Raw genomic sequence first — 17,938 nt, 5'->3', positions numbered from 1 at the left:
TGCCGGGGGTCTTCGGTCGTATTTTCGACGCGCGGCACAGGGGGCGGGACTGCCCGAGAAGCCCGGTCAGGGTACAAAGGGAAGCTGGGTTGCGGCGATGATGATCGTCAGTTCCGCGCCTTTGCGTCGGATCGTGTCGCGCGACTGATGGTTTGGGAAACCTCTGCGCGGGTTCTGCGCATCACCCGTCGGCTCGGGGCGAAAGGTGCCGTGCTACAGCAAACTCCTCATCGCCGTTTCCGGGACCGGCGGCACGCACCGCGACAAATGGCGACAACCGGGGGCCACCTGATTGCTCCGGTTGCTCGTACCCCGGATCATCGATCCCGGACGTCACACGCTACCCCGTGCCTGTCTGTCGCGCGGGTCCTTGGTGGTTGCATGGCGCCGCGCCAAGGCCCACGGGATCGTGTCGTCGAAGGGCATTGGTCGGGCGACGATAAACCCCTGAAGTTGCTGGCACCCCAATGCGGCAAGGGTTTCCCGTTCGGCCTCCGTCTCGACCCCTTCCGCGAGGATGATGACGTCTAGCGCGTCCGCCAGACAGCGGATGGCCGCTACCATCCTGCGCTTTGCCTCGTCAGTATCGATCCCGCGCACGAAGCTACGGTCCAGCTTGATGCGGTGGACACCAAACCGCGCGATGTGAGAGATCGACGCCGCCCCGGTGCCGAAGTCATCGAGGTCGAGCCGGAAACCGGCCTTTCGCATCTGTTCGATGTTGCGCATCACGGTTTCGTCGCCGTCGCGAAGGGTGACCGTTTCGAGAATTTCGATCGCGATGCGGCTCGGCGCGATGTTGTGGTGATCCACCTGCCAGATCAGTTGTTCGGCGAGGCGCGGATCGCTCAACTCCTCCAGCGACAGGTTGATACCGACACTTGGCACCGAAAGCCCCGCCTGATCCCATGCGACGAGGGCCTTGAGGCTTTGGCGCAGGATGACATCCCCCATGTCGACGATACGCCCGGCCGATTGCACGCAAGGCAGGAACCTGTCCGGCAGCAGCAGGCCCAGCTCAGGGTGGTGCCAACGTGCGAGGGCTTCGAATCCCGTGATATGACCGGTCACGGTGTGAACCTGTGGTTGAAACCATGGCCTGATCTGGCCGGTATCGAGCGCGTCGTCGATCTGCGTGGCCAGCTTGTGGTCGAACTCGACCTGCGTCTGCATGTCCTGATTGAACACACGCACGGCGTCGTCGCCATGACGCATGGCCACGCGCAGCGCGCAATCGGCGGCGGCCAGCAAAGCTGCGCCGCTGCGGGATGGGGCCATCGCCTCCGAGCAGATGCCAATGCGCGATCGGACGCGAAGGGCTCGCCCATCGACCGATATGGGTTCCGCGATCGCGATCTGAACCCGGTCCACGATATTCATGACAACATCGAGGTCGGTACGGCGCGTCGGGTTCAGGACGACCGTCACGCAGGCATCCCCGGACCGGATGATCCTGTCCTGCCCCCGCATCACGGCGGCAATCCGTTGCGTCACGCGATCCATCAGGGTCTGGGCAACGTCCGATCCCCAATCGCCGTCAGTCACCGGCAGGTCCTCGATCTGGATCTGCATCACGGCCGTGGTCCGATCGCGGCGGGCGCAATCGACCAGGACGTCATCTATCGTCATGTGCAGCGATGATTTCTGCAACGGGCGTCCATCGACGATGTCCGCGACATGCCGCAGGTATGCGTCCCTCTGCCTTCCCTGCAGCGCGAGAAACGCCGGCAGGATGACGACCAGGACCATGGCGACGGCATCCTGACCCAACAGCCACGCACAGGCGGTCAGGACAGGAAACAGCATCATCCAGTCGATACGGGAGCCGAGGTCCGAAAGACGGTTCAGCAGCGGCCGATCGCCTGCGCGCGCCTTGTCCACCTTCGACATCCCATCCTCCGGCCACGCGTTTTCGTGCGACCTGCCTAGACGTCGTTCGTGACCCGTTCCTTAATGTTCCGCGTCTTTTTCCGGCGAATTGTCCTCATCCGCGGCAATGGGGTGGGGGATGAGGGCGGCGAAATCGAACAGCTCGGGGTCGGGCATGTGGGATGGCCGGACCTGGCAAAGAGCCGAGAACATCTTGCCGCGTCGTCCGGGTGCCTTCGCCTCCCACCCGTCGAGCATGGCCTTGATGGCCTGACGTTGTAGGCCATCCTGGCTGCCACACAGGTCGCAGGGGATGATGGGATAGTTCATGGCGCGCGCAAACCGCTCGCAATCCGCTTCGGCGACATGGGCCAACGGGCGCAGGACCATCACGTCGCCTTCGTCATTCAGAAGCTTCGGCGGCATCGTGGCCACCTTGCCGCCGTGAAACAGGTTCAGGAAGAACGTCTCGAGGATGTCGTCGCGGTGATGTCCCAGAACCACGGCAGAGCATCCCTCCTCCCGCGCGATGCGGTAGAGGTTGGCACGACGCAGGCGCGAGCACAGCGCGCAGTAGGTGCGCCCGGCCGGAACCTTGTCCTTCACGATGGAATAGGTGTCACGATACTCGATCCGGTGCGGCACGCCGCGTTCGGCCAGGAACGCGGGCAGGACGGTGGCCGGAAAGTTCGGCTGTCCCTGATCCAGATTGCACGCGAGGATATCGACCGGCAGAAGGCCGCGCCACTGAAGCTCCGTCAGGGCGGCCAGCAGGGTATAGCTGTCCTTGCCCCCGGACAGGCAAACCAGCCACTTCTGCCGGGGGCCGGTCCGATCGACCATGGAGTAGCGGTCGATCGCCTCCCGCGTTTCGCGGATGATCCGTTTGCGCAGCTTGCGGAACTCGGTCGTCTTGGGGGCGCCTTGAAACAGCGCGTGGATGTCGTCAGCGTCGTCGAGCATGGGCCACCTCCTGCGGTTGATGTGTGATAGCGGGTCCGGCAGGGGCCTTCCACCACCCGTGGTCCGGGGCGCCGACCTCGCGCAATCCGACCGCCGCCCATGTCGTGCCCTGCGGTCCCGATGACGTTTGTCCGACCGGTCCGCCCGCGTCAGTCCGGCACATTGTCGATCCCGCTTCCGCCCAAGGGATTGCAGCGCAGGATCCGCCGAAGGGCAAGCGACCCACCGCGCAGCCCGCCATGTTTCTGCAATGCTTCGAGGGCGTAGGCGGAACAGGTCGGCTCATATCGGCAGTTGTGTCCGACATGAGGGGAAAAGACCGCGCGATATGCATGCACGGGCCAGCTCAGCAGGCGCGCAAGCGGGGTCACGACCGACCTGTTCGGGATCCGCCATGCGCCCGTTCGACCGCGGCGCGCAGATCGGCCAGCAAGGCATCGAACGGTCGGGCGGCGGTCGCGCCGGCCCGTCCGATCAGCGCATAATCCCAACCCGGTCGGCCCATGGCGGGCAGGACGAGGCGCGCGACTTCGCGCAGGCGCCGCTTGGCCCGGTTCCGGGCAACCGCGTTGCCGACCTTCTTGGAGCAGGTAAAGCCGACACCGATCACCGGGTCGGAATCACCCCGATCCCGCGCCTGCAGCAGGAAAGAGCCGGCAGGCACGCGTACGGCCCGGTTCAGCGCAAGGAATTGCGATCTGCGCGCCAGAACGCGCAAAGACGCCGGAGACTGCGAAGCCTCCGGCGCGATGTCGTCAAACCCCATCGGGGCTTATGCGGACAGCGACTTCCGACCGCGGGCGCGGCGGGCGTTCAGGATCTTGCGGCCGGCCTTGGTGGCCATGCGTGCGCGGAAACCGTGACGCCGCTTGCGGACGAGGTTCGAGGGCTGGAAGGTGCGTTTCATGGCCTTCTCTCCGGATCATTGGCCGGACCCAATATGAATCGACGGCGTTGCGAATTTGAAGCCGCCGTCTAGGCGAGGGGCAGGGGGGTGTCAACGGTTGAACCGGAACCGATTTCACACAAGCGGCACATTGCGGGTGTCCGGCGTGTATCCGGTGCCGATGCCCCCTGTGATTGCGGGCGGGCGCCTGCTATCGGGGGGCATGATCGCTCTTATCGCCCACGACCGCAAGAAACCCCTGTTGGCCGACTGGATCGCCGCCAACGAAGACGCCCTGCGCCCGCATCGCTGTGTTGCGACCCGTACCACGGGGGGCGTCCTGGCGAAACGGTGCCCCGCGCTCGATCTGCATCTCGTGGAAAGCGGGCCGCTGGGCGGGGATCAGCAGATCGGCGCCCTGATCGTCGAGGGGCGCATCGACCTGCTGGTGTTCTTCACGGATCCGCTGTCGCCGCATCCGCATGACGTCGATGTCAAGGCGCTGACCCGGTTGGCAACGGTCCATGACGTGCCGATGGCCTGCAACCCGTCCACCGCGGACCTTATCGTGGCCTCGCCCGGCTTTGCGACCCTTGGGGTGACCTGACGGGCGGTCACGGTTGCGTGGGCCGGCTGGTCCCGTCCCTTGCGGCCCGGTATCACTGCAAGGTCTGATCCAGCCGAGAGCTTTCCCATGACCCCCGATCTGCCCCTGACCCGCGACCTGCTGCTGATCGGGGGGGGGCACGCCCATGCGTCGGTCCTGCGCCGCTGGGGGATGAACCCGCTGCCCGGTGCGCGGCTGACGGTGATCAACCCCGGTCCGACGGCCCCCTACACGGGCATGCTGCCGGGGCATGTTGCCGGTCACTACGGGCGCGATGATCTGGATATCGATCTGGTGCGGCTGACCCGTTTCGCGGGTGCGGCCCTGATCGACGGAGCGGCCACGGCCATCGACCCGGTGGCCCGCATGGTGACGGTGCCGGGGCGCGCGCCGATCGCCTATGACGTGGCCTCCATCGATGTGGGAATCCACGCGGAGATGCCCGGCATTCCGGGCTTTGCGGCACATGGCACGGGGGCCAAGCCGCTGGGCCTGTTCGCCGACCGGTGGCGCGCATTCCTGCAGGACGTGACGGATCGGCGATCCGCCCCGCAGGTTGCCGTCATCGGCGGCGGGGTCGCGGGCGTCGAACTGTCGCTGGCGATGGCGCATGCCCTGCGCGCCGTCGATCCGCAGGCATCGGTCGCGGTCATCGAATCGTCCGACGGGCTGACGGGAACGGGGGCAGAAGCGCGGCGCCGTCTGCGCAATGCGATGACCGACCTTGGGGTGCGGTTGTATGCGGACGCCGAAGTGTCGCGGATCGACGAGGACCGGGTCGTTCTGTCGGATGGCCGGACGATCGCGGCGCGTTTCGTCACCGGGGCGGCGGGCGCCCGGCCGCATGACTGGCTGGCCCACAGCGATCTGCCGCTCGAGGACGGTTTCGTGCGCGTCGACAGCCGATTGCGCGTCGAAGGGTTCGACACGCTGTTCGCCGTCGGTGACTGCGCGCACATGACCCACGCGCCAAGGCCGAAGGCCGGTGTGTTCGCCGTGCGGCAGGCGCCCGTTCTGCATGGAAACCTGCGCGCGGCACTGCGCGGCATGGGCGGGTTGAAACCCTACGAGCCGCAGTCCTCCTACCTGAAGCTTGTCTCGCTCGGCCGGAAATCGGCCTTGGCGGAAAAGGCGGGGCTGACGGTGTCGGGGCCATGGCTCTGGCGGTGGAAGGATCGGATCGATCGCAGGTTCATGGACAAGCTGAACGATCTGCCACGCATGCCCGTGCCCACCTACCCGGTCGAGACGGCGCGCGGGGTGCGGGACCTGTCCGCACCGCTGTGTTCGGGGTGCGGCTCCAAGGTGACGGCGGGGGCGCTGGGTGCCGCGCTGGACCGATTGCCGCCGAATGCGCGGGCCGACGTCCTGTCCCGCCCGGGCGATGATGCCGCCGTCTTGGACCTTGGCGCCCGCAGGCAGGTTCTGACGACGGACCACCTGCGCGCCTTCACGGCAGATCCCGACCTGTTCGCCCGGATAACGGCGGTTCATGCGCTGGGCGACATCTGGGCAATGGGCGCCCGCCCTCAGGCCGCCCTTGCGACGGTGATCCTGCCGCGCATGTCCGACGCGCTTCAGGCGCGCACCCTGACACAGATTCTGGGCGCGGCATCCGACGTCATGACGGCGGCGGGCGCAGACGTGGTCGGGGGGCATTCCACGATGGGGGCGGAGTTGACCCTGGGGTTCTCTCTGACCGGTCTGTGTGATGGGGCGCCCATAGGACATGCCGGGGCACAGGCGGGCGATGCGATCCTGCTGACCCGCCCGATCGGGACGGGCGCCGTTCTGGTGGCCGAGATGGCGGGACGGGCGCGCGGGGGGGATGTCATGGACATGCTGCACGCAATGGCCCGTCCGCAGGGCGACGCGGCGGCGATCCTGTCAGGGGCGCGCGCGATGACGGATGTGACCGGCTTTGGCCTTGCCGGCCATCTTGCGGCGTTGTGCCGGGCAAGTGGGCTGGGCGCGGATCTGACGCTGGACGCGATCCCGCTGTATTCCGGCGCGCTTGCGGCGGCCGAGGCGGGGCACAAGTCGGTGCTGCACCGTGCAAACGCGGCCTCCGCGCCGGTCGTGGGCCCCGGCGGGCCGCGGATGGACCTGCTGCATGATCCCCAGACCGCGGGCGGCCTGCTTGCCGCTGTCCCTGCCGATCAGGTCGATGGTCTTTTGCGGTCGTTGCGCAAGGCGGGGCATCCGGCGGCGCGCATCGGCACGTTCAATGAGACGGGGGTAATCGAGGCATGCTGAGCCACGTCTGATGCGCCGTTGCCCGTGCGGGGGGCAATCGGGCAAAGCCGTCCCCTATGACACGGCGGACGGGCCACCGAGGTCCAGAACCCGTTCCGCCGCGCGCGCCAGATGCGTATCCGTCAGATCCCGCAGGGACACGGTGCCCAGAACCGCGCGCTCGGGGTTGCGATAGCGGGGGTCATAGTGATCGGTGATCAGATCTTCGGCCAGTTCGGCATAATTCCCGAGGCGCGCCAAGGCATGCCATGCCTCGATCCGGTCCTTCGGGTGGTAGGGGCGCAGGGCGTCGATGCGGCGGGCCAGCAAGGCGCCATCCTGCGTCAGGTCGGGATAGGTCGTCGTCAGAAAGCGGGCCCGCGCGGCCACGGGAACATCCATGCGGACCACCGGTGCCGCCGTCATCGCGGACCACAGGCTGGGGGGCAGGCGCAGGGCGCCGATCGCGTTGCTTTCCGCCTCCAGGTAGACGGGCCGGGATGGGTCCAGCCGCGCAACCGCCTGCGCGAGACGGCTTTCGAACATCTTCTGCGACGGTTGCCCATCGGGCCAGCCGCCAAAGTTCGAGCCACGGTGATTGGCCAGCCCTTCGAGGTCGATCACCTGCGCACCCAGACGCGCCAGATGGTCCAGCAACTGCGTCTTTCCGGTGCCCGTCCCGCCGTCGATCAGGATCGGCTGGGCCGGCATGGGCGTGTCGTAGAGCGTCGCGCTGACCAGACGGCGATAGCTGCGGTATCCGCCTTCGATCACTTCGACCCGCCACCCGATCTGCGCCAGGATCGACGCGAAGGAGCCCGACCGCTGCCCCCCGCGCCAGCAATAGACGAGCGGTCGCCATCCGCCATCCCGGTCGGCCAGCGGCCCTTCGATATGCGTCGCGGAATTGCGGGCGACCAGCGCGGCCCCGATCTTGCGGGCCAGGAAACGATCCTGGCGGACATAGACCGTTCCCACGCGCGCGCGCTCCGCGTCCGACAGGACGGGCAGGTTGATCGCACCGGGGATATGATCGACGGCAAATTCGGCGGGGGCACGCACGTCGATGATGTCATCGAACGGCAGCGACGCGTCGGGAAGGGTCGTCAGGGTATAGGGCATCGGGCCTCCTGTCCCCCTGCATCCACCGGTTTTTCACCGCAAGGTCAACGCTCTTGCCATGACAGGACCCTCGACGCAAGGTGCGCGCGAAGTTGTGGAGGACGACGAAGATGAAGAACGTAGCCCTGATCGGACTGGGGATGGTTTCCGATACCATCGCCGATGCAATCCAGCGATCCGACAAGGTGAACCTTGCCGCGGGCTTTGCCCGTAGCGAGCAGAGCCGATCCGACTTCATGGATCGCTTTCCGGGGGTTCCGACCGTCGAAAGCCTTGACGCCGTGGCGGATGACCCCGAGATCGACTTCGTCGTCCTTGCGACACCGCCGAGCGCGCGCGCCGCACCGATCGAGCGGTTGATCGCGGCGGGCAAACCAATCCTGATGGAGAAACCGATCGAGCGCACACTGGCCGCCGCGACCGAGATCGTCGAGGCGTGCGAGGCGGCGAAGATCCCCCTCGGCGTCATCTTCCAGCACCGCACGCGGGAACCTGTCGCGAACCTGCGCGCGCGGTTGCCCGACCTTGGTCAGATCCACGCGGTCGAGGTGCATATTCCGTGGTGGCGCCCTCAATCCTATTACGATGAACCGGGACGCGGTACCTATGCAAAGGACGGCGGCGGCGTGATGCTGACGCAGGCCATCCATATCATGGACCTGATGCTGTCGCTGACCGGTCCGGTGGTAGAGGTCACGGCCATGGCCGCCACCACGGGCCAGCACCGGATGGAGGCGGAGGACTTCGTGTCCGCCGGTCTGCGCTATGCCAACGGTGCCGTCGGCAGCCTGATGGCCAGCACCGCAAGCTTTCCCGGACGGGGCGAAATGATCGTGCTGCATTGCACCAACGGGTCCGCCAAGTTGGAGCGGGGGCAGCTTTCCATCGACTGGCAGAACGGTGAGAGCGAGACCATCGGTCTGGCCACTGCATCCGGTGGGGGGGCCGACCCGATGGCGTTCACCTCCGACTGGCACCGCGCCATCATCGACGATTTCGCCGCCGCCCTCGACGCCGGGCGTCCGCCCATGATCACGGGACGCGAAGGGTTGGAGGTGCATCGCCTGATCGACGCGTTGGAAACCTCGGCGAAGACGGGGACGCGGATGGACGTGGGCGCATGACGCTGAAGCTGGGTATTCTCGGCATCGATCACGGTCACATCTTCGGAATGCTGGCCCATATGCTGGGCCATGGGTGCACCTGCGAGATGTGGTGGACCGATGGTCCGGCTGTGACGCGTGACAAGTTCGTCGCGACCTATCCCGCGCTGACCGAAGTCACCGACCGCCGCCGTATCCTCGACGATCCCAGTATCGACATGGTCCTGATATCGGCGGTTCCGGCCGACCGCGCCCGCCTTGCCATCGAGGCGATGGAGGCGGGCAAGGACGTGATGGTCGACAAGCCCGGTGTGACCGATGCCGACGATCTGGCGCGGCTGCGGGCGGTGCAGGCGCGCACCGGGCGCATCTGGTCCGTCAACTTCTCGGAGCGGTTTCAGGTGCCCGCCGTCGCGATGGCCGAAACCCTCGTGGCCGAGGGGGCCATCGGGCGCGTCGTGCAGGTTCTGGGCCTCGGCCCGCACAAGCAGAACCTTGCCACCCGGCCGGAGTGGTTCTTCGACCGCGCGCGGTATGGTGGAATCCTGTGCGACATCGGCAGTCACCAGATCGATCAGTTCCTGCACTTCACGGGCGCCACCGACGCGAAGATTGCTCACGCGCTGGTCGAGAACACGACCATTCCCGACAGGCCGGGTTTTCAGGACTTCGGAGAGATCGTCCTGCGCGCGCCGGAAGGTCACGGCTACATCCGCGTCGACTGGTTCACGCCGAGGGGCCTGCCGACGTGGGGCGATGGGCGGTTGTTCCTGCAGGGGACAGAGGGTCAGATCGAGCTGCGCAAATACGCGCAGGTCGGTGAGGCGCATATGACCGATCAGCTGTTTCTGGTGAACGGCACGGAGAACCGGCGCATCGACTGCCGCGAAACGCCGCTGCCGTATTTTCCGCGGCTCATCGCCGATGTGCGGGATCGGTCCGAGACGGCGATGCCGCAGGCCCACGCCTTTGCCGCCAGCGCCCTCGCGATCGAAGCGCAGGCCATGGCGGAAAGGGCCCACGGTTGACGCGGATCAGCGGTCGCGCCTGTCGCGGACCGGTCACATGCTGTCCCCGACCCTCTTGTCCGGGGGCAGCACTCAGCTCGACAACCGCGCGGCCAGCCAACGCAGGGCCGCGAAGTAGCCCTCGATCCCGAGGCCTGCGATCACCGCCTCCGCCCGCGCACTGACGTAGGAATGGTGGCGGAACGCCTCGCGCTTGTGGATGTTCGAGATGTGAACCTCCACCACCGGGCCATCGAAGGACGACAGCGCATCGAGGATCGCGACCGACGTATGGCTGTAGGCACCGGGGTTGATGACGATGGCGTCCATGGTGCCACGCGCCTCCTGGATCCAGTCGACCAGCTGTCCCTCGTGATTCGATTGCTTGAAGGTCAGGTCCGCAAGGTCCAGCGCGCGGGCCTTGGTCTCGACATCGGCCAACGTGTCGGCGCCGTAGATGTGCGGCTCCCTCTGGCCCAGCAGGTTCAGGTTCGGGCCGTTCAGGATCAGGACGTTCGTCATGGATGTTCCGCCTTGTGCATGGTTCTTTTGCATAGCGCCCGCACCCGGCCCAACCAAGGGGCGCCGGGCATGGGGGCTGCGAAAAACATGCGACTGGATGCCGTCAGGCTTGATCCCGGCGCGCAACCCGTGTCTTGATCCACCCCATGCCGCGTCTGCGCCTCATCCCCCATTGGTTTTCCGTCACGGGCGGTCGCCCGGGCATGACTGCCCTGTTGGAAGAGATGCGCGCGATGGAGGCCCCGCCGGAACAGACCTGCCTGCGCTGATTTCCGGGCCCGTCCGATGATCGGACCGGGCTGAACGTATGGTGCGCGTCCCGGTCGAACGGGATGCCGGCACGAAGGTGGCACATGAACGATTTCCCGAAAACGGCCCGCGTGGTCATCATCGGCGGGGGCGCTGTCGGCGTCTCCTCTCTCTATCATCTGGCCTTGGCAGGCTGGACCGATTGCGTCCTGCTCGAACGCAACGAACTGACCGCCGGGTCGACATGGCACGCGGCGGGCAACTGCCCGAACTTTGCCGGATCCTGGGCGATCATGAACATTCAGCGATATTCGGCCGCGCTTTATCGGGAGTTGGGCGCACGGGTGGATTATCCGATGAACTACCACGTTACCGGCACGATCCGGTATGCCCACAGCCCGGAGCGGATGCAGGAGTTTGAGCATGTCCGCGCCATGGGGGACATTCAGGGTCTGAAGATGACGCGGATGACCACCGCCGAGATGGAGGAGGTCTATCCCATCGGGGAGACGCACGACCTTGTCGGCGGGCTCTGGGATCCGGAGGATGGCGACATCGATCCCGCCCAGTTGACGCAGGCATTGGCCAAGGGCGCGCGTGACCTTGGGGCGCGGATCATCCGGCACTGTCCCGCAACCGGCGTGACGCGGGACGGCGATGGGTGGATCGTGCATTCCGAACAGGGCGATATCGCCTGCGACTACGTCGTGAACGCCGCCGGGTATTACGCCGCGCGGGTGGCCGAATGGTTCGAACCCCACGGGCGTCCGCCCCTGCCGATGGTGGTCATGTCGCATCAATACCTGCTGACCGAACCGATCCCGGAGATCGAGGCCTGGACGGCGGAAAACGGTGGCAAGCTGCCGATGGTGCGCGACCCGGACATCTCCTACTACCTGCGGCAGGAAAAGACCGGCCTGAACCTTGGGCCCTACGAAAACCCCTGCAAATCCGTCTGGACCAACGGCGACATGCCCGAGGATTTCTCGTTCCAACTCTGGCAGGAGGACCTTGACCGGATCGAGGACATCATGCTCGACGCGATGGAGCGTGTGCCCGCGCTGGGCCGCGCCGGTGTCAGCAGCGTCATCAACGGGCCTATCCCCTATACCCCCGACGGCCTGCCCCTGATCGGGCCGATGCCGGGCGTGAAGAACGCTTTCGATGCCAATGTCTTCACCTTCGGAATCGCGCAGGGCGGCGGCGCGGGCAAGGTGCTGGCCGACTGGATCACCAAGGGCGCGCCCGACTGGGATTGCTTCGACGTCGACCCCCGGCGGTTCGGCGCATGGACGTCCGACCCTGCCTATTGCAAGGCCAAGGCCGAGGAGGTCTACGGCCACGAATACGCCATGCACTTCCCCCATATGCGCTGGCCCGCGGGGGCCGATATGCTGACCTCCCCCAACCATGCCCGCCTCAAGGAGCAGGGGGCCCAGATGGCCCCCTATGGCGGGTGGGAGCGGGCAACGTGGTTCGCGCACCCCGGCGACGACACCTCCCACGCGGCGACCCAGACATGGAAGCGCAATGGCCCATGGCACAAACGCGTGGCCGAGGAAGTCGCCGCCGTCACCAATGCTTGCGGCGTGCTCGACCTGTCCGGCTTCTCCCGGTTCGAGCTGTCGGGGGAGGGCGCCGCCGACTGGCTGGCCGCACAGATCGCCGGGCGCCTGCCATCGGTCGGCCGCATGACGCTGGCCTATTTCACCGGCCCCACGGGCAAGTTCGCCACCGAGATGTCGGTCAGCCGCTGGGCCGAGGACCGCTTCACCCTGATCACCGCCGCCGTGGCGCGCGCGCATGATCACGACCTGCTGGCCCACGCCCTGACCCCTGGCCTGACCCTGACGGACACGACCGAGGCGATGTCCTGCCTGCTGGTCACCGGCCCCATGTCTCGCGACTTGCTGGCGCCGATCACTGACGGCGACCTGACCGCGCCGTGGCTGTCGGTCGCGGAAACCACGGCGCTGGGCCACAACATCCGCCTGCAACGGGTCAGCTTCGCGGGCGAACTCGGTTGGGAAATCCATGGCCCCCGCGACGCGATCCCGGCCATCTACGATGCGCTGACGAAGGCGGGCGCCACGCCCTTCGGCATGTTCGCCCTCGAGTCCATGCGCCTCGAAAAGGGTTACCGCGCATGGGGCAGCGACCTGTCGCCCGGCTACACCCTGCGCGAAGTGGGCGCCGACCGGTTCATCCGCCCCGACGCGCGCGGCCCCGACCCGGACCGGCACCTGCATATGCTGGTGCTCGACGACTGCGGCTATGATCCCCTGCCGATGTCGCCGGTCCATGCGGATGGCCGGATCACCGGCGAAATCACCTCCGCCGCCTACGGCCACCGCATCGGTAAACCCATCGCCCTCGCCATGCTGCCCGCAGGCAGCGCGGGCCGTGCGGTGCAGGTCGAGATCTTCGGCCAGATGGTCCCCGCGACAGTCCACCCGGACGCGCCGCTCTACGATCCGGCCAACGAAAGGCTGCGCGCATGACCCCGCCCGACAAGGCCCGCGTGGTCATCATCGGCGGCGGCGTCATCGGCTGTTCCGTCGCCTATCACCTGACGAAACTCGGCTGGTCCGACGTCGTCCTGCTGGAGCGCAAGAAGCTCACGTCCGGCACCACATGGCACGCCGCGGGCCTGATCGCCCAACTGCGCGCCAGCGCGCCCGCCACCCGCCTCGCCAAGTATTCCGCCGATCTCTATGCCGGCCTGGAGGCGGAGACGGGCGTTGCCACCGGCCTGCGGCAGGGCGGCTCCATCTCCGTCGCGCTGACCGACGCGCGTTTGGAGGAGTTGCGCAGGACCGCCTCCATGGCGCGGGCCTTCGGTGTGGATGTGGAGGATCTGGCCCCGGCGGAAGTGGGCGCAAAGTATCCTGCCCTCAACCTTGATGGAGTGCGGGGCGGGGTCTGGCTACCGCTGGACGGGCAGGGGGATCCGGCCAACATCGCCCATGCCCTTGCCAAGGGGGCCCGGCAAAGGGGCGCGCGGATCATCGAAGGCGTGCGCGTCACCGGCATCGACACCGATCACCGCACCGTGCGCGCCGTCTCGTGGGCCACCGAGGATGGAGCCACGGGGCGCATCGAGGCCGAACATGTCGTCAACTGCGCAGGAATGTGGGCGCATGAGGTCGGGCAGATGGCGGGCGTCAACGTGCCCCTGCATGCCTGCGAACACTTCTACATCGTGACCGAGGCGATCCCCGATCTCGCGCGCCTGCCGGTCCTTCGGGTGCCCGACGAATGCGCCTACTACAAGGAGGATGCGGGCAAGATCCTGCTGGGGGCGTTCGAACCGCGCGCAAAGCCGTGGGGCATGGACGGCATCCCCGAGACGTTCGAATTCGATCAGCTGCCCGAGGATTTCGACCACTTCGAACCGATCCTCGCACAGGCCATCGAGCGTCTGCCGATGCTGGCTGAGGCGGGCATCCACACGTTCTTCAATGGCCCGGAATCCTTCACCCCGGATGACGCCTACCACCTTGGACCCTCGCCCGAGGTTCCCAACCTCTGGGTGGCTGCCGGTTTCAACTCCATCGGGATCCAGTCGGCGGGCGGGGCCGGTATGGCCCTGGCGCAATGGATGGACGGGGGCGAAATGCCCTTCGACCTTGTCGACGTCGACATCGGTCGCAACCAGACGTTCCAGCGCAATCGCCGCTATCTGAAGGAACGGGCATCGGAATCCCTCGGCCTGCTTTACGCCGACCACTGGCCATTCCGGCAGAAGGAGACGGCGCGCGGCATCCGCCGGTCACCCTTCCACGCGCAACTGTCCGACCTTGGTGCCGTTTTCGGCGAATTCGCAGGGTGGGAGCGGGCCAACTGGTTCGCCTGGCCCGGTGAGCCGCGCGAATACCAATACGACTGGGGCCGGCAGAACTGGTTTGCCAACAGCGCGCACGAGCATGCCCTGATCCGCGAGAAATGCGGCTTTTACGACATGTCGTCCTTCGGCAAGATCAAGATCGACGGGCTGCATGCCGAGGCGTTCCTGAACCGCGTCTGCGGGGGCGACATGTCCGTTCCGCCCGGCAAGATCGTCTATACCCAGATGCTCAATTCGCGCGGCGGGGTCGAGGCGGATGTCACCGTGACGCGCCTTTCGGAATACAGCTACCTGATGGTCACGCCTGCCGCGACGCTGGTAAAGGACATGGCGTGGCTGCGGCGTCACGAAGACCCGGACGACGCGATCTTCATCACCGATGTCACGGCGGGCGAAGGCGTGCTTGCCATCATGGGGCCGAAATCGCGCGAGGTCCTTCAGGCGATCAGCCCTGCGGATTTCTCGAACGAAGCGTTTCCCTTCGGCACGGCCCGCGACATCGACATCGGTCTGGGCATCGCCCGTGCCCACCGCGTGTCCTATGTCGGGGAGCTGGGGTGGGAGATCTATATTCCCACCGACATGGCCGCGCATGTCATGGAAACGCTGATCGAGGCGGAAACGGTGGCCCGCCCGGTTGGCCTGCATACGATGGACACCTGCAGGATCGAACGGGCCTTCCGCCATATGGGGCACGACCTGACCCCGGCAGATCACGTGGTGGAGGCTGGTCTCGGCTTTGCCGTAAAGGTCGGGAAGCCGCAGGATTTCATCGGCCGTGATGCCGTTCTGCGACGGCGGGAGGAGGGGTTGCAGCGACGGATGCTGCAATTCCGCCTGACGGACCCCACCGCGATGCTGTATCACAACGAACCCATCGTGCGGGACGGTCAGATCGTCGGTCATATCTGTTCCGGTGCCTACGGCCATACCCTCGGCGGGGCCATCGGTCTCGGCTATGTCCCATGCATCGGCCAGTCGGTCGAGGACTGCCTTGCGTCATCTTATCAGATCGAAGTGGCGGGACGCCGGATTGCGGCGGATGTGTCCTTCAGGCCGATGTATGACCCAACCGGAGCCCGCATGAAGATCTAGGCCTTGGCGGGGCGGCACCGCGTCGCCCCACCGCATCCGCCCAAAGGGTGCTGCGGTCCGCTTGTGGTGATCGTGGTAACGCCGGAGATGGCAGGCCCGGTTCGGGCGATGTTGGGGGCCGTATGTCGTGGCCGGCAGCGCTAGGTGTCGCCCTCAAGCAGCCGGCGCGCGATCTTGGTCGCCGTGTTGGCCCTTGGCACGCCAGCATAGGCGCCCACGTGCTGAATGACCTCGGCAATGTCCGACGCCGTGGCCCCGGTGTTGCGGATCGCGCCGAGGTGCAGCTCGAACTCCTCCCACGCGCCGGTGGCGGCAAGAATGGCAAGCGTGATCATCGACCGCTCCCGCAGGGTGATCGCGTCAGTCGACCACGCCGTGCCCCATGCGGCGGCGGTGGCAAGGTCGGTGAAGCGGGCACCGAGCGGCGAGGTGTCACGGACGGCGCGATCCACGTGGGCGTCGCCCAGAACGGCGCGACGGCGGGCTTCGCCTGTTTTCATGCGATCTGTCATCGGGCGACGGTGCCCCGATCCCGCATGGGCCGCAAATGAAAAAGGGCGCCCATGACAGGCGCCCTTTTCCTTGTTCGCGCGCGGGTGTGACCCCGCACCCCCTTAGCAGGAGTAGTACATCTGGTACTCGACCGGGTGGGGCGTGTGCTCGTAGGTGTAGACCTCTTCCCACTTCAGACCCATGTAGCCCTCGATCTGGTCCTTGGTGAACACGTCACCGGCCAGCAGGAACTCGTGATCCTTCTCCAGCTCGTCCAGAGCTTCGCGCAGCGAACCACAGACGGTCGGGATGGAGGCCAGCTCTTCTGCCGGCAGATCGTAGAGATCCTTGTCGGACGGCTCTCCGGGATGGATCTTGTTCTTGATCCCGTCGAGGCCGGCCATCAGCAGGGCGGCAAAGCACAGGTAGGGGTTCGCTGCCGGATCGGGGAAGCGGGCCTCGACGCGCTTGGCCTTGGGCGATTCCGTCCACGGAATACGGACGCAGCCGGAGCGGTTGCGAGCCGAGTACGCACGCAGAACCGGGGCCTCGAAGCCGGGGATCAGACGCTTGTAGGAGTTGGTGGAGGGGTTCGTGAAGGCGTTCAGGGCCTTCGCGTGCTTCAGGATGCCGCCGATGAAATACAGGGCTTCCATCGACAGGTCGGCGTACTGATCGCCCGCGAACAGCGGCTTGCCGTCCTTCCAGATCGACATGTTGACGTGCATGCCGGTGCCGTTGTCGCCCGCGATGGGCTTGGGCATAAACGTGGCCGACTTGCCGTAGGCGTGGGCCACGTTGTGGATGATGTACTTGTACTTCTGAAGCTCATCGGCCTGCTTGGTCAGCGTGCCGAAGATCAGGCCCAGCTCGTGCTGGCAGGACGCCACCTCGTGGTGGTGCTTGTCGACCTTCATGCCAATGCGCTTCATCGTCGACAGCATCTCGGAGCGCAGGTCCTGCGCCGCGTCGGTCGGGTTGACCGGGAAGTAGCCGCCCTTGACGCCGGGCCGGTGGCCCATGTTGCCCATCTCGTACTCGGTGCCGGTGTTCCACGCAGCATCCGCCGCGTCGACCTCGAAGCCGACCTTGTTCATCGAGTTCGAGAACCGAACGTCGTCGAACAGGAAGAACTCGGCCTCGGGGCCGCAGTAGAACGCGTCGCCGATCCCGGAGGAGACGAGGTAGGCCTCGGCCTTCTCGGCGGTGCCGCGCGGGTCGCGGTCATAGGCTTCGCCGGTGTCCGGCTCGACCACCGAACAATGCACGCAGAGCGTCTTCTCGGCGTAGAACGGGTCGATGTAGGCGCTCTCGGTGTCCATCATCAGCTTCATGTCGGAAGCTTCGATCGACTTCCAGCCAGCGATGGACGAGCCGTCGAACATGAAGCCTTCTTCGATGAAGTCCGCGTCGACCTGGTCGGACATGACCGTGACGTGCTGCAGCTTGCCGCGCGGGTCTGTGAAACGGATATCGACGTACTCGATATCTTCGTCCTTGATTGTCTTGAGGACTGCGTCCGTGCTCATGGAATTCCCCTTCCTGTGATGTCGTAAAGCGTGTGGGCCTCAGATCGCGTCGTCGCCGGATTCACCGGTACGGATGCGAATGGCCTGTTCGACCGGGCTGACGAAGATCTTTCCGTCGCCGATCTTGTCCGTCTTGGCCGCGCTGACGATGCCTTCGATGGCCGCATCGACCATGTCGTCGTTCAGCACGACCTCGATCTTAACCTTCGGGAGGAAATCGACCACGTATTCGGCGCCGCGATACAGCTCCGTATGGCCCTTCTGCCGACCGAACCCTTTGACCTCGGTCACCGAAAGGCCCTGGATGCCGATCTCCTGCAAAGCCTCTTTGACTTCGTCCAGTTTGAACGGCTTGATGATCGCCTCGATCTTCTTCATGCAGGTTTCCTCCTTCGGCGCTGAACGCGTCACA

17 protein-coding genes are annotated in these 17,938 nt (G+C 66.1%); 7 read left to right on the top strand and 10 right to left on the bottom strand.

What is annotated here, in order from left to right:
• Positions 1-333 precede the first annotated feature (333 nt).
• From V6N07_RS05655 to rpmH, 5 genes are all read right to left on the bottom strand, one after another.
• The gene (locus V6N07_RS05655; protein ID WP_371154700.1) at positions 334-1,890 is read right to left on the bottom strand and encodes an EAL domain-containing protein; all 1,557 of its coding nucleotides are present in this window, start codon (positions 1,888-1,890) and stop codon (positions 334-336) included.
• Between the two features lie 60 nt (positions 1,891-1,950).
• The gene (gene ttcA, locus V6N07_RS05650; protein ID WP_371154698.1) at positions 1,951-2,832 is read right to left on the bottom strand and encodes a tRNA 2-thiocytidine(32) synthetase TtcA; all 882 of its coding nucleotides are present in this window, start codon (positions 2,830-2,832) and stop codon (positions 1,951-1,953) included.
• Between the two features lie 149 nt (positions 2,833-2,981).
• Entirely contained in the window at positions 2,982-3,203 is a 222-nt protein-coding gene (yidD, locus tag V6N07_RS05645; RefSeq protein ID WP_371154697.1) for a membrane protein insertion efficiency factor YidD, read from the bottom strand.
• Positions 3,200-3,598: a ribonuclease P protein component gene (gene rnpA, locus V6N07_RS05640; RefSeq protein WP_371154695.1), complete on the bottom strand. Its 399-nt coding sequence runs from the start codon at positions 3,596-3,598 to the stop codon at positions 3,200-3,202. Before rnpA ends, yidD begins: the two co-directional genes overlap by 4 nt.
• Positions 3,599-3,604: 6 nt before the next feature.
• Positions 3,605-3,739 (bottom strand): 50S ribosomal protein L34, encoded by a 135-nt coding sequence (gene rpmH / locus V6N07_RS05635; protein WP_012177012.1) that lies wholly within the window; start codon positions 3,737-3,739, stop codon positions 3,605-3,607.
• 202 nt (positions 3,740-3,941) lie between these two features.
• Between rpmH and V6N07_RS05630 the strand changes: the two genes are divergently transcribed.
• Both V6N07_RS05630 and selD read left to right on the top strand, forming a co-directional pair.
• Positions 3,942-4,325 carry a methylglyoxal synthase gene (locus tag V6N07_RS05630; RefSeq protein ID WP_371154691.1) on the top strand — a complete coding sequence of 128 codons (384 nt, stop codon included), beginning with the start codon at positions 3,942-3,944 and terminating at the stop codon, positions 4,323-4,325.
• A gap of 87 nt (positions 4,326-4,412) precedes the next feature.
• Positions 4,413-6,581, top strand: a complete 2,169-nt coding sequence (gene selD / locus V6N07_RS05625) for a selenide, water dikinase SelD (protein WP_371154689.1) — start codon at positions 4,413-4,415, stop codon at positions 6,579-6,581.
• A gap of 54 nt (positions 6,582-6,635) precedes the next feature.
• On the opposite strand, the gene mnmH is transcribed toward selD, so the two are convergent.
• Complete coding sequence (gene mnmH, locus V6N07_RS05620) at positions 6,636-7,682, bottom strand: tRNA 2-selenouridine(34) synthase MnmH (RefSeq protein ID WP_371154687.1); 1,047 nt, start codon at positions 7,680-7,682, stop codon at positions 6,636-6,638.
• Between the two features lie 110 nt (positions 7,683-7,792).
• Here mnmH and V6N07_RS05615 point away from each other — a divergent pair, with 110 nt between their 5' ends.
• Both V6N07_RS05615 and V6N07_RS05610 read left to right on the top strand, forming a co-directional pair.
• Positions 7,793-8,806 (top strand): Gfo/Idh/MocA family protein, encoded by a 1,014-nt coding sequence (locus V6N07_RS05615; RefSeq protein WP_371154685.1) that lies wholly within the window; start codon positions 7,793-7,795, stop codon positions 8,804-8,806.
• Positions 8,803-9,813 (top strand): Gfo/Idh/MocA family protein, encoded by a 1,011-nt coding sequence (locus V6N07_RS05610; RefSeq protein WP_371154683.1) that lies wholly within the window; start codon positions 8,803-8,805, stop codon positions 9,811-9,813. Before V6N07_RS05615 ends, V6N07_RS05610 begins: the two co-directional genes overlap by 4 nt.
• A gap of 72 nt (positions 9,814-9,885) precedes the next feature.
• On the opposite strand, the gene aroQ is transcribed toward V6N07_RS05610, so the two are convergent.
• On the bottom strand, positions 9,886-10,314 hold the full coding sequence (aroQ, locus tag V6N07_RS05605) for a type II 3-dehydroquinate dehydratase (protein ID WP_371154681.1): 429 nt from the start codon (positions 10,312-10,314) through the stop codon (positions 9,886-9,888).
• Between the two features lie 146 nt (positions 10,315-10,460).
• Between aroQ and V6N07_RS05600 the strand changes: the two genes are divergently transcribed.
• The 3 genes from V6N07_RS05600 to V6N07_RS05590 all read left to right on the top strand — a co-directional run bounded on the left by V6N07_RS05600 (position 10,461) and on the right by V6N07_RS05590 (position 15,505).
• On the top strand, positions 10,461-10,583 hold the full coding sequence (locus V6N07_RS05600; RefSeq protein ID WP_371154679.1) for a hypothetical protein: 123 nt from the start codon (positions 10,461-10,463) through the stop codon (positions 10,581-10,583).
• An 84-nt stretch (positions 10,584-10,667) separates the two neighbouring features.
• The gene (locus V6N07_RS05595) at positions 10,668-13,064 is read left to right on the top strand and encodes an FAD-dependent oxidoreductase (protein WP_371154678.1); all 2,397 of its coding nucleotides are present in this window, start codon (positions 10,668-10,670) and stop codon (positions 13,062-13,064) included.
• On the top strand, positions 13,061-15,505 hold the full coding sequence (locus tag V6N07_RS05590; RefSeq protein WP_371154677.1) for an FAD-dependent oxidoreductase: 2,445 nt from the start codon (positions 13,061-13,063) through the stop codon (positions 15,503-15,505). The genes V6N07_RS05595 and V6N07_RS05590 overlap by 4 nt, the downstream gene beginning before the upstream one ends.
• A 140-nt stretch (positions 15,506-15,645) precedes the next feature.
• On the opposite strand, the gene V6N07_RS05585 is transcribed toward V6N07_RS05590, so the two are convergent.
• The 3 genes from V6N07_RS05585 to V6N07_RS05575 all read right to left on the bottom strand — a co-directional run bounded on the left by V6N07_RS05585 (position 15,646) and on the right by V6N07_RS05575 (position 17,904).
• Complete coding sequence (locus V6N07_RS05585) at positions 15,646-16,005, bottom strand: carboxymuconolactone decarboxylase family protein (RefSeq protein ID WP_371154675.1); 360 nt, start codon at positions 16,003-16,005, stop codon at positions 15,646-15,648.
• Between the two features lie 114 nt (positions 16,006-16,119).
• Positions 16,120-17,526, bottom strand: a complete 1,407-nt coding sequence (gene glnA, locus V6N07_RS05580; protein ID WP_371154674.1) for a type I glutamate--ammonia ligase — start codon at positions 17,524-17,526, stop codon at positions 16,120-16,122.
• Between the two features lie 39 nt (positions 17,527-17,565).
• Positions 17,566-17,904, bottom strand: coding sequence for a P-II family nitrogen regulator (locus V6N07_RS05575; RefSeq protein ID WP_371154673.1), 339 nt, complete (start codon positions 17,902-17,904; stop codon positions 17,566-17,568).
• Between the last annotated feature and the right edge of the window lie 34 nt (positions 17,905-17,938).

This window comes from Jannaschia sp. 2305UL9-9 (assembly GCF_041403465.1).
Classification (GTDB): Bacteria; Pseudomonadota; Alphaproteobacteria; order Rhodobacterales; family Rhodobacteraceae; genus Jannaschia.
Note: the sequence above shows the minus strand (reverse complement) of the source record. Positions and strands in the feature narration are given on the sequence as shown.

Excerpts from the sequence above, each read along its gene's own strand:
- V6N07_RS05655 (WP_371154700.1), bottom strand. The coding sequence starts at position 1,890 with ATGTCGAAGGTGGACAAGGCGCGCGCAGGCGATCGGCCGCTGCTGAAC.
- ttcA (WP_371154698.1), bottom strand. The coding sequence starts at position 2,832 with ATGCTCGACGACGCTGACGACATCCACGCGCTGTTTCAAGGCGCCCCC.
- rnpA (WP_371154695.1), bottom strand. The coding sequence starts at position 3,598 with ATGGGGTTTGACGACATCGCGCCGGAGGCTTCGCAGTCTCCGGCGTCT.
- rpmH (WP_012177012.1), bottom strand. The coding sequence starts at position 3,739 with ATGAAACGCACCTTCCAGCCCTCGAACCTCGTCCGCAAGCGGCGTCAC.
- V6N07_RS05630 (WP_371154691.1), top strand. The coding sequence starts at position 3,942 with ATGATCGCTCTTATCGCCCACGACCGCAAGAAACCCCTGTTGGCCGAC.
- selD (WP_371154689.1), top strand. The coding sequence starts at position 4,413 with ATGACCCCCGATCTGCCCCTGACCCGCGACCTGCTGCTGATCGGGGGG.
- mnmH (WP_371154687.1), bottom strand. The coding sequence starts at position 7,682 with ATGCCCTATACCCTGACGACCCTTCCCGACGCGTCGCTGCCGTTCGAT.
- V6N07_RS05615 (WP_371154685.1), top strand. The coding sequence starts at position 7,793 with ATGAAGAACGTAGCCCTGATCGGACTGGGGATGGTTTCCGATACCATC.
- V6N07_RS05610 (WP_371154683.1), top strand. The coding sequence starts at position 8,803 with ATGACGCTGAAGCTGGGTATTCTCGGCATCGATCACGGTCACATCTTC.
- aroQ (WP_371154681.1), bottom strand. The coding sequence starts at position 10,314 with ATGACGAACGTCCTGATCCTGAACGGCCCGAACCTGAACCTGCTGGGC.
- V6N07_RS05600 (WP_371154679.1), top strand. The coding sequence starts at position 10,461 with ATGCCGCGTCTGCGCCTCATCCCCCATTGGTTTTCCGTCACGGGCGGT.
- V6N07_RS05595 (WP_371154678.1), top strand. The coding sequence starts at position 10,668 with ATGAACGATTTCCCGAAAACGGCCCGCGTGGTCATCATCGGCGGGGGC.
- V6N07_RS05590 (WP_371154677.1), top strand. The coding sequence starts at position 13,061 with ATGACCCCGCCCGACAAGGCCCGCGTGGTCATCATCGGCGGCGGCGTC.
- V6N07_RS05585 (WP_371154675.1), bottom strand. The coding sequence starts at position 16,005 with ATGAAAACAGGCGAAGCCCGCCGTCGCGCCGTTCTGGGCGACGCCCAC.
- glnA (WP_371154674.1), bottom strand. The coding sequence starts at position 17,526 with ATGAGCACGGACGCAGTCCTCAAGACAATCAAGGACGAAGATATCGAG.
- V6N07_RS05575 (WP_371154673.1), bottom strand. The coding sequence starts at position 17,904 with ATGAAGAAGATCGAGGCGATCATCAAGCCGTTCAAACTGGACGAAGTC.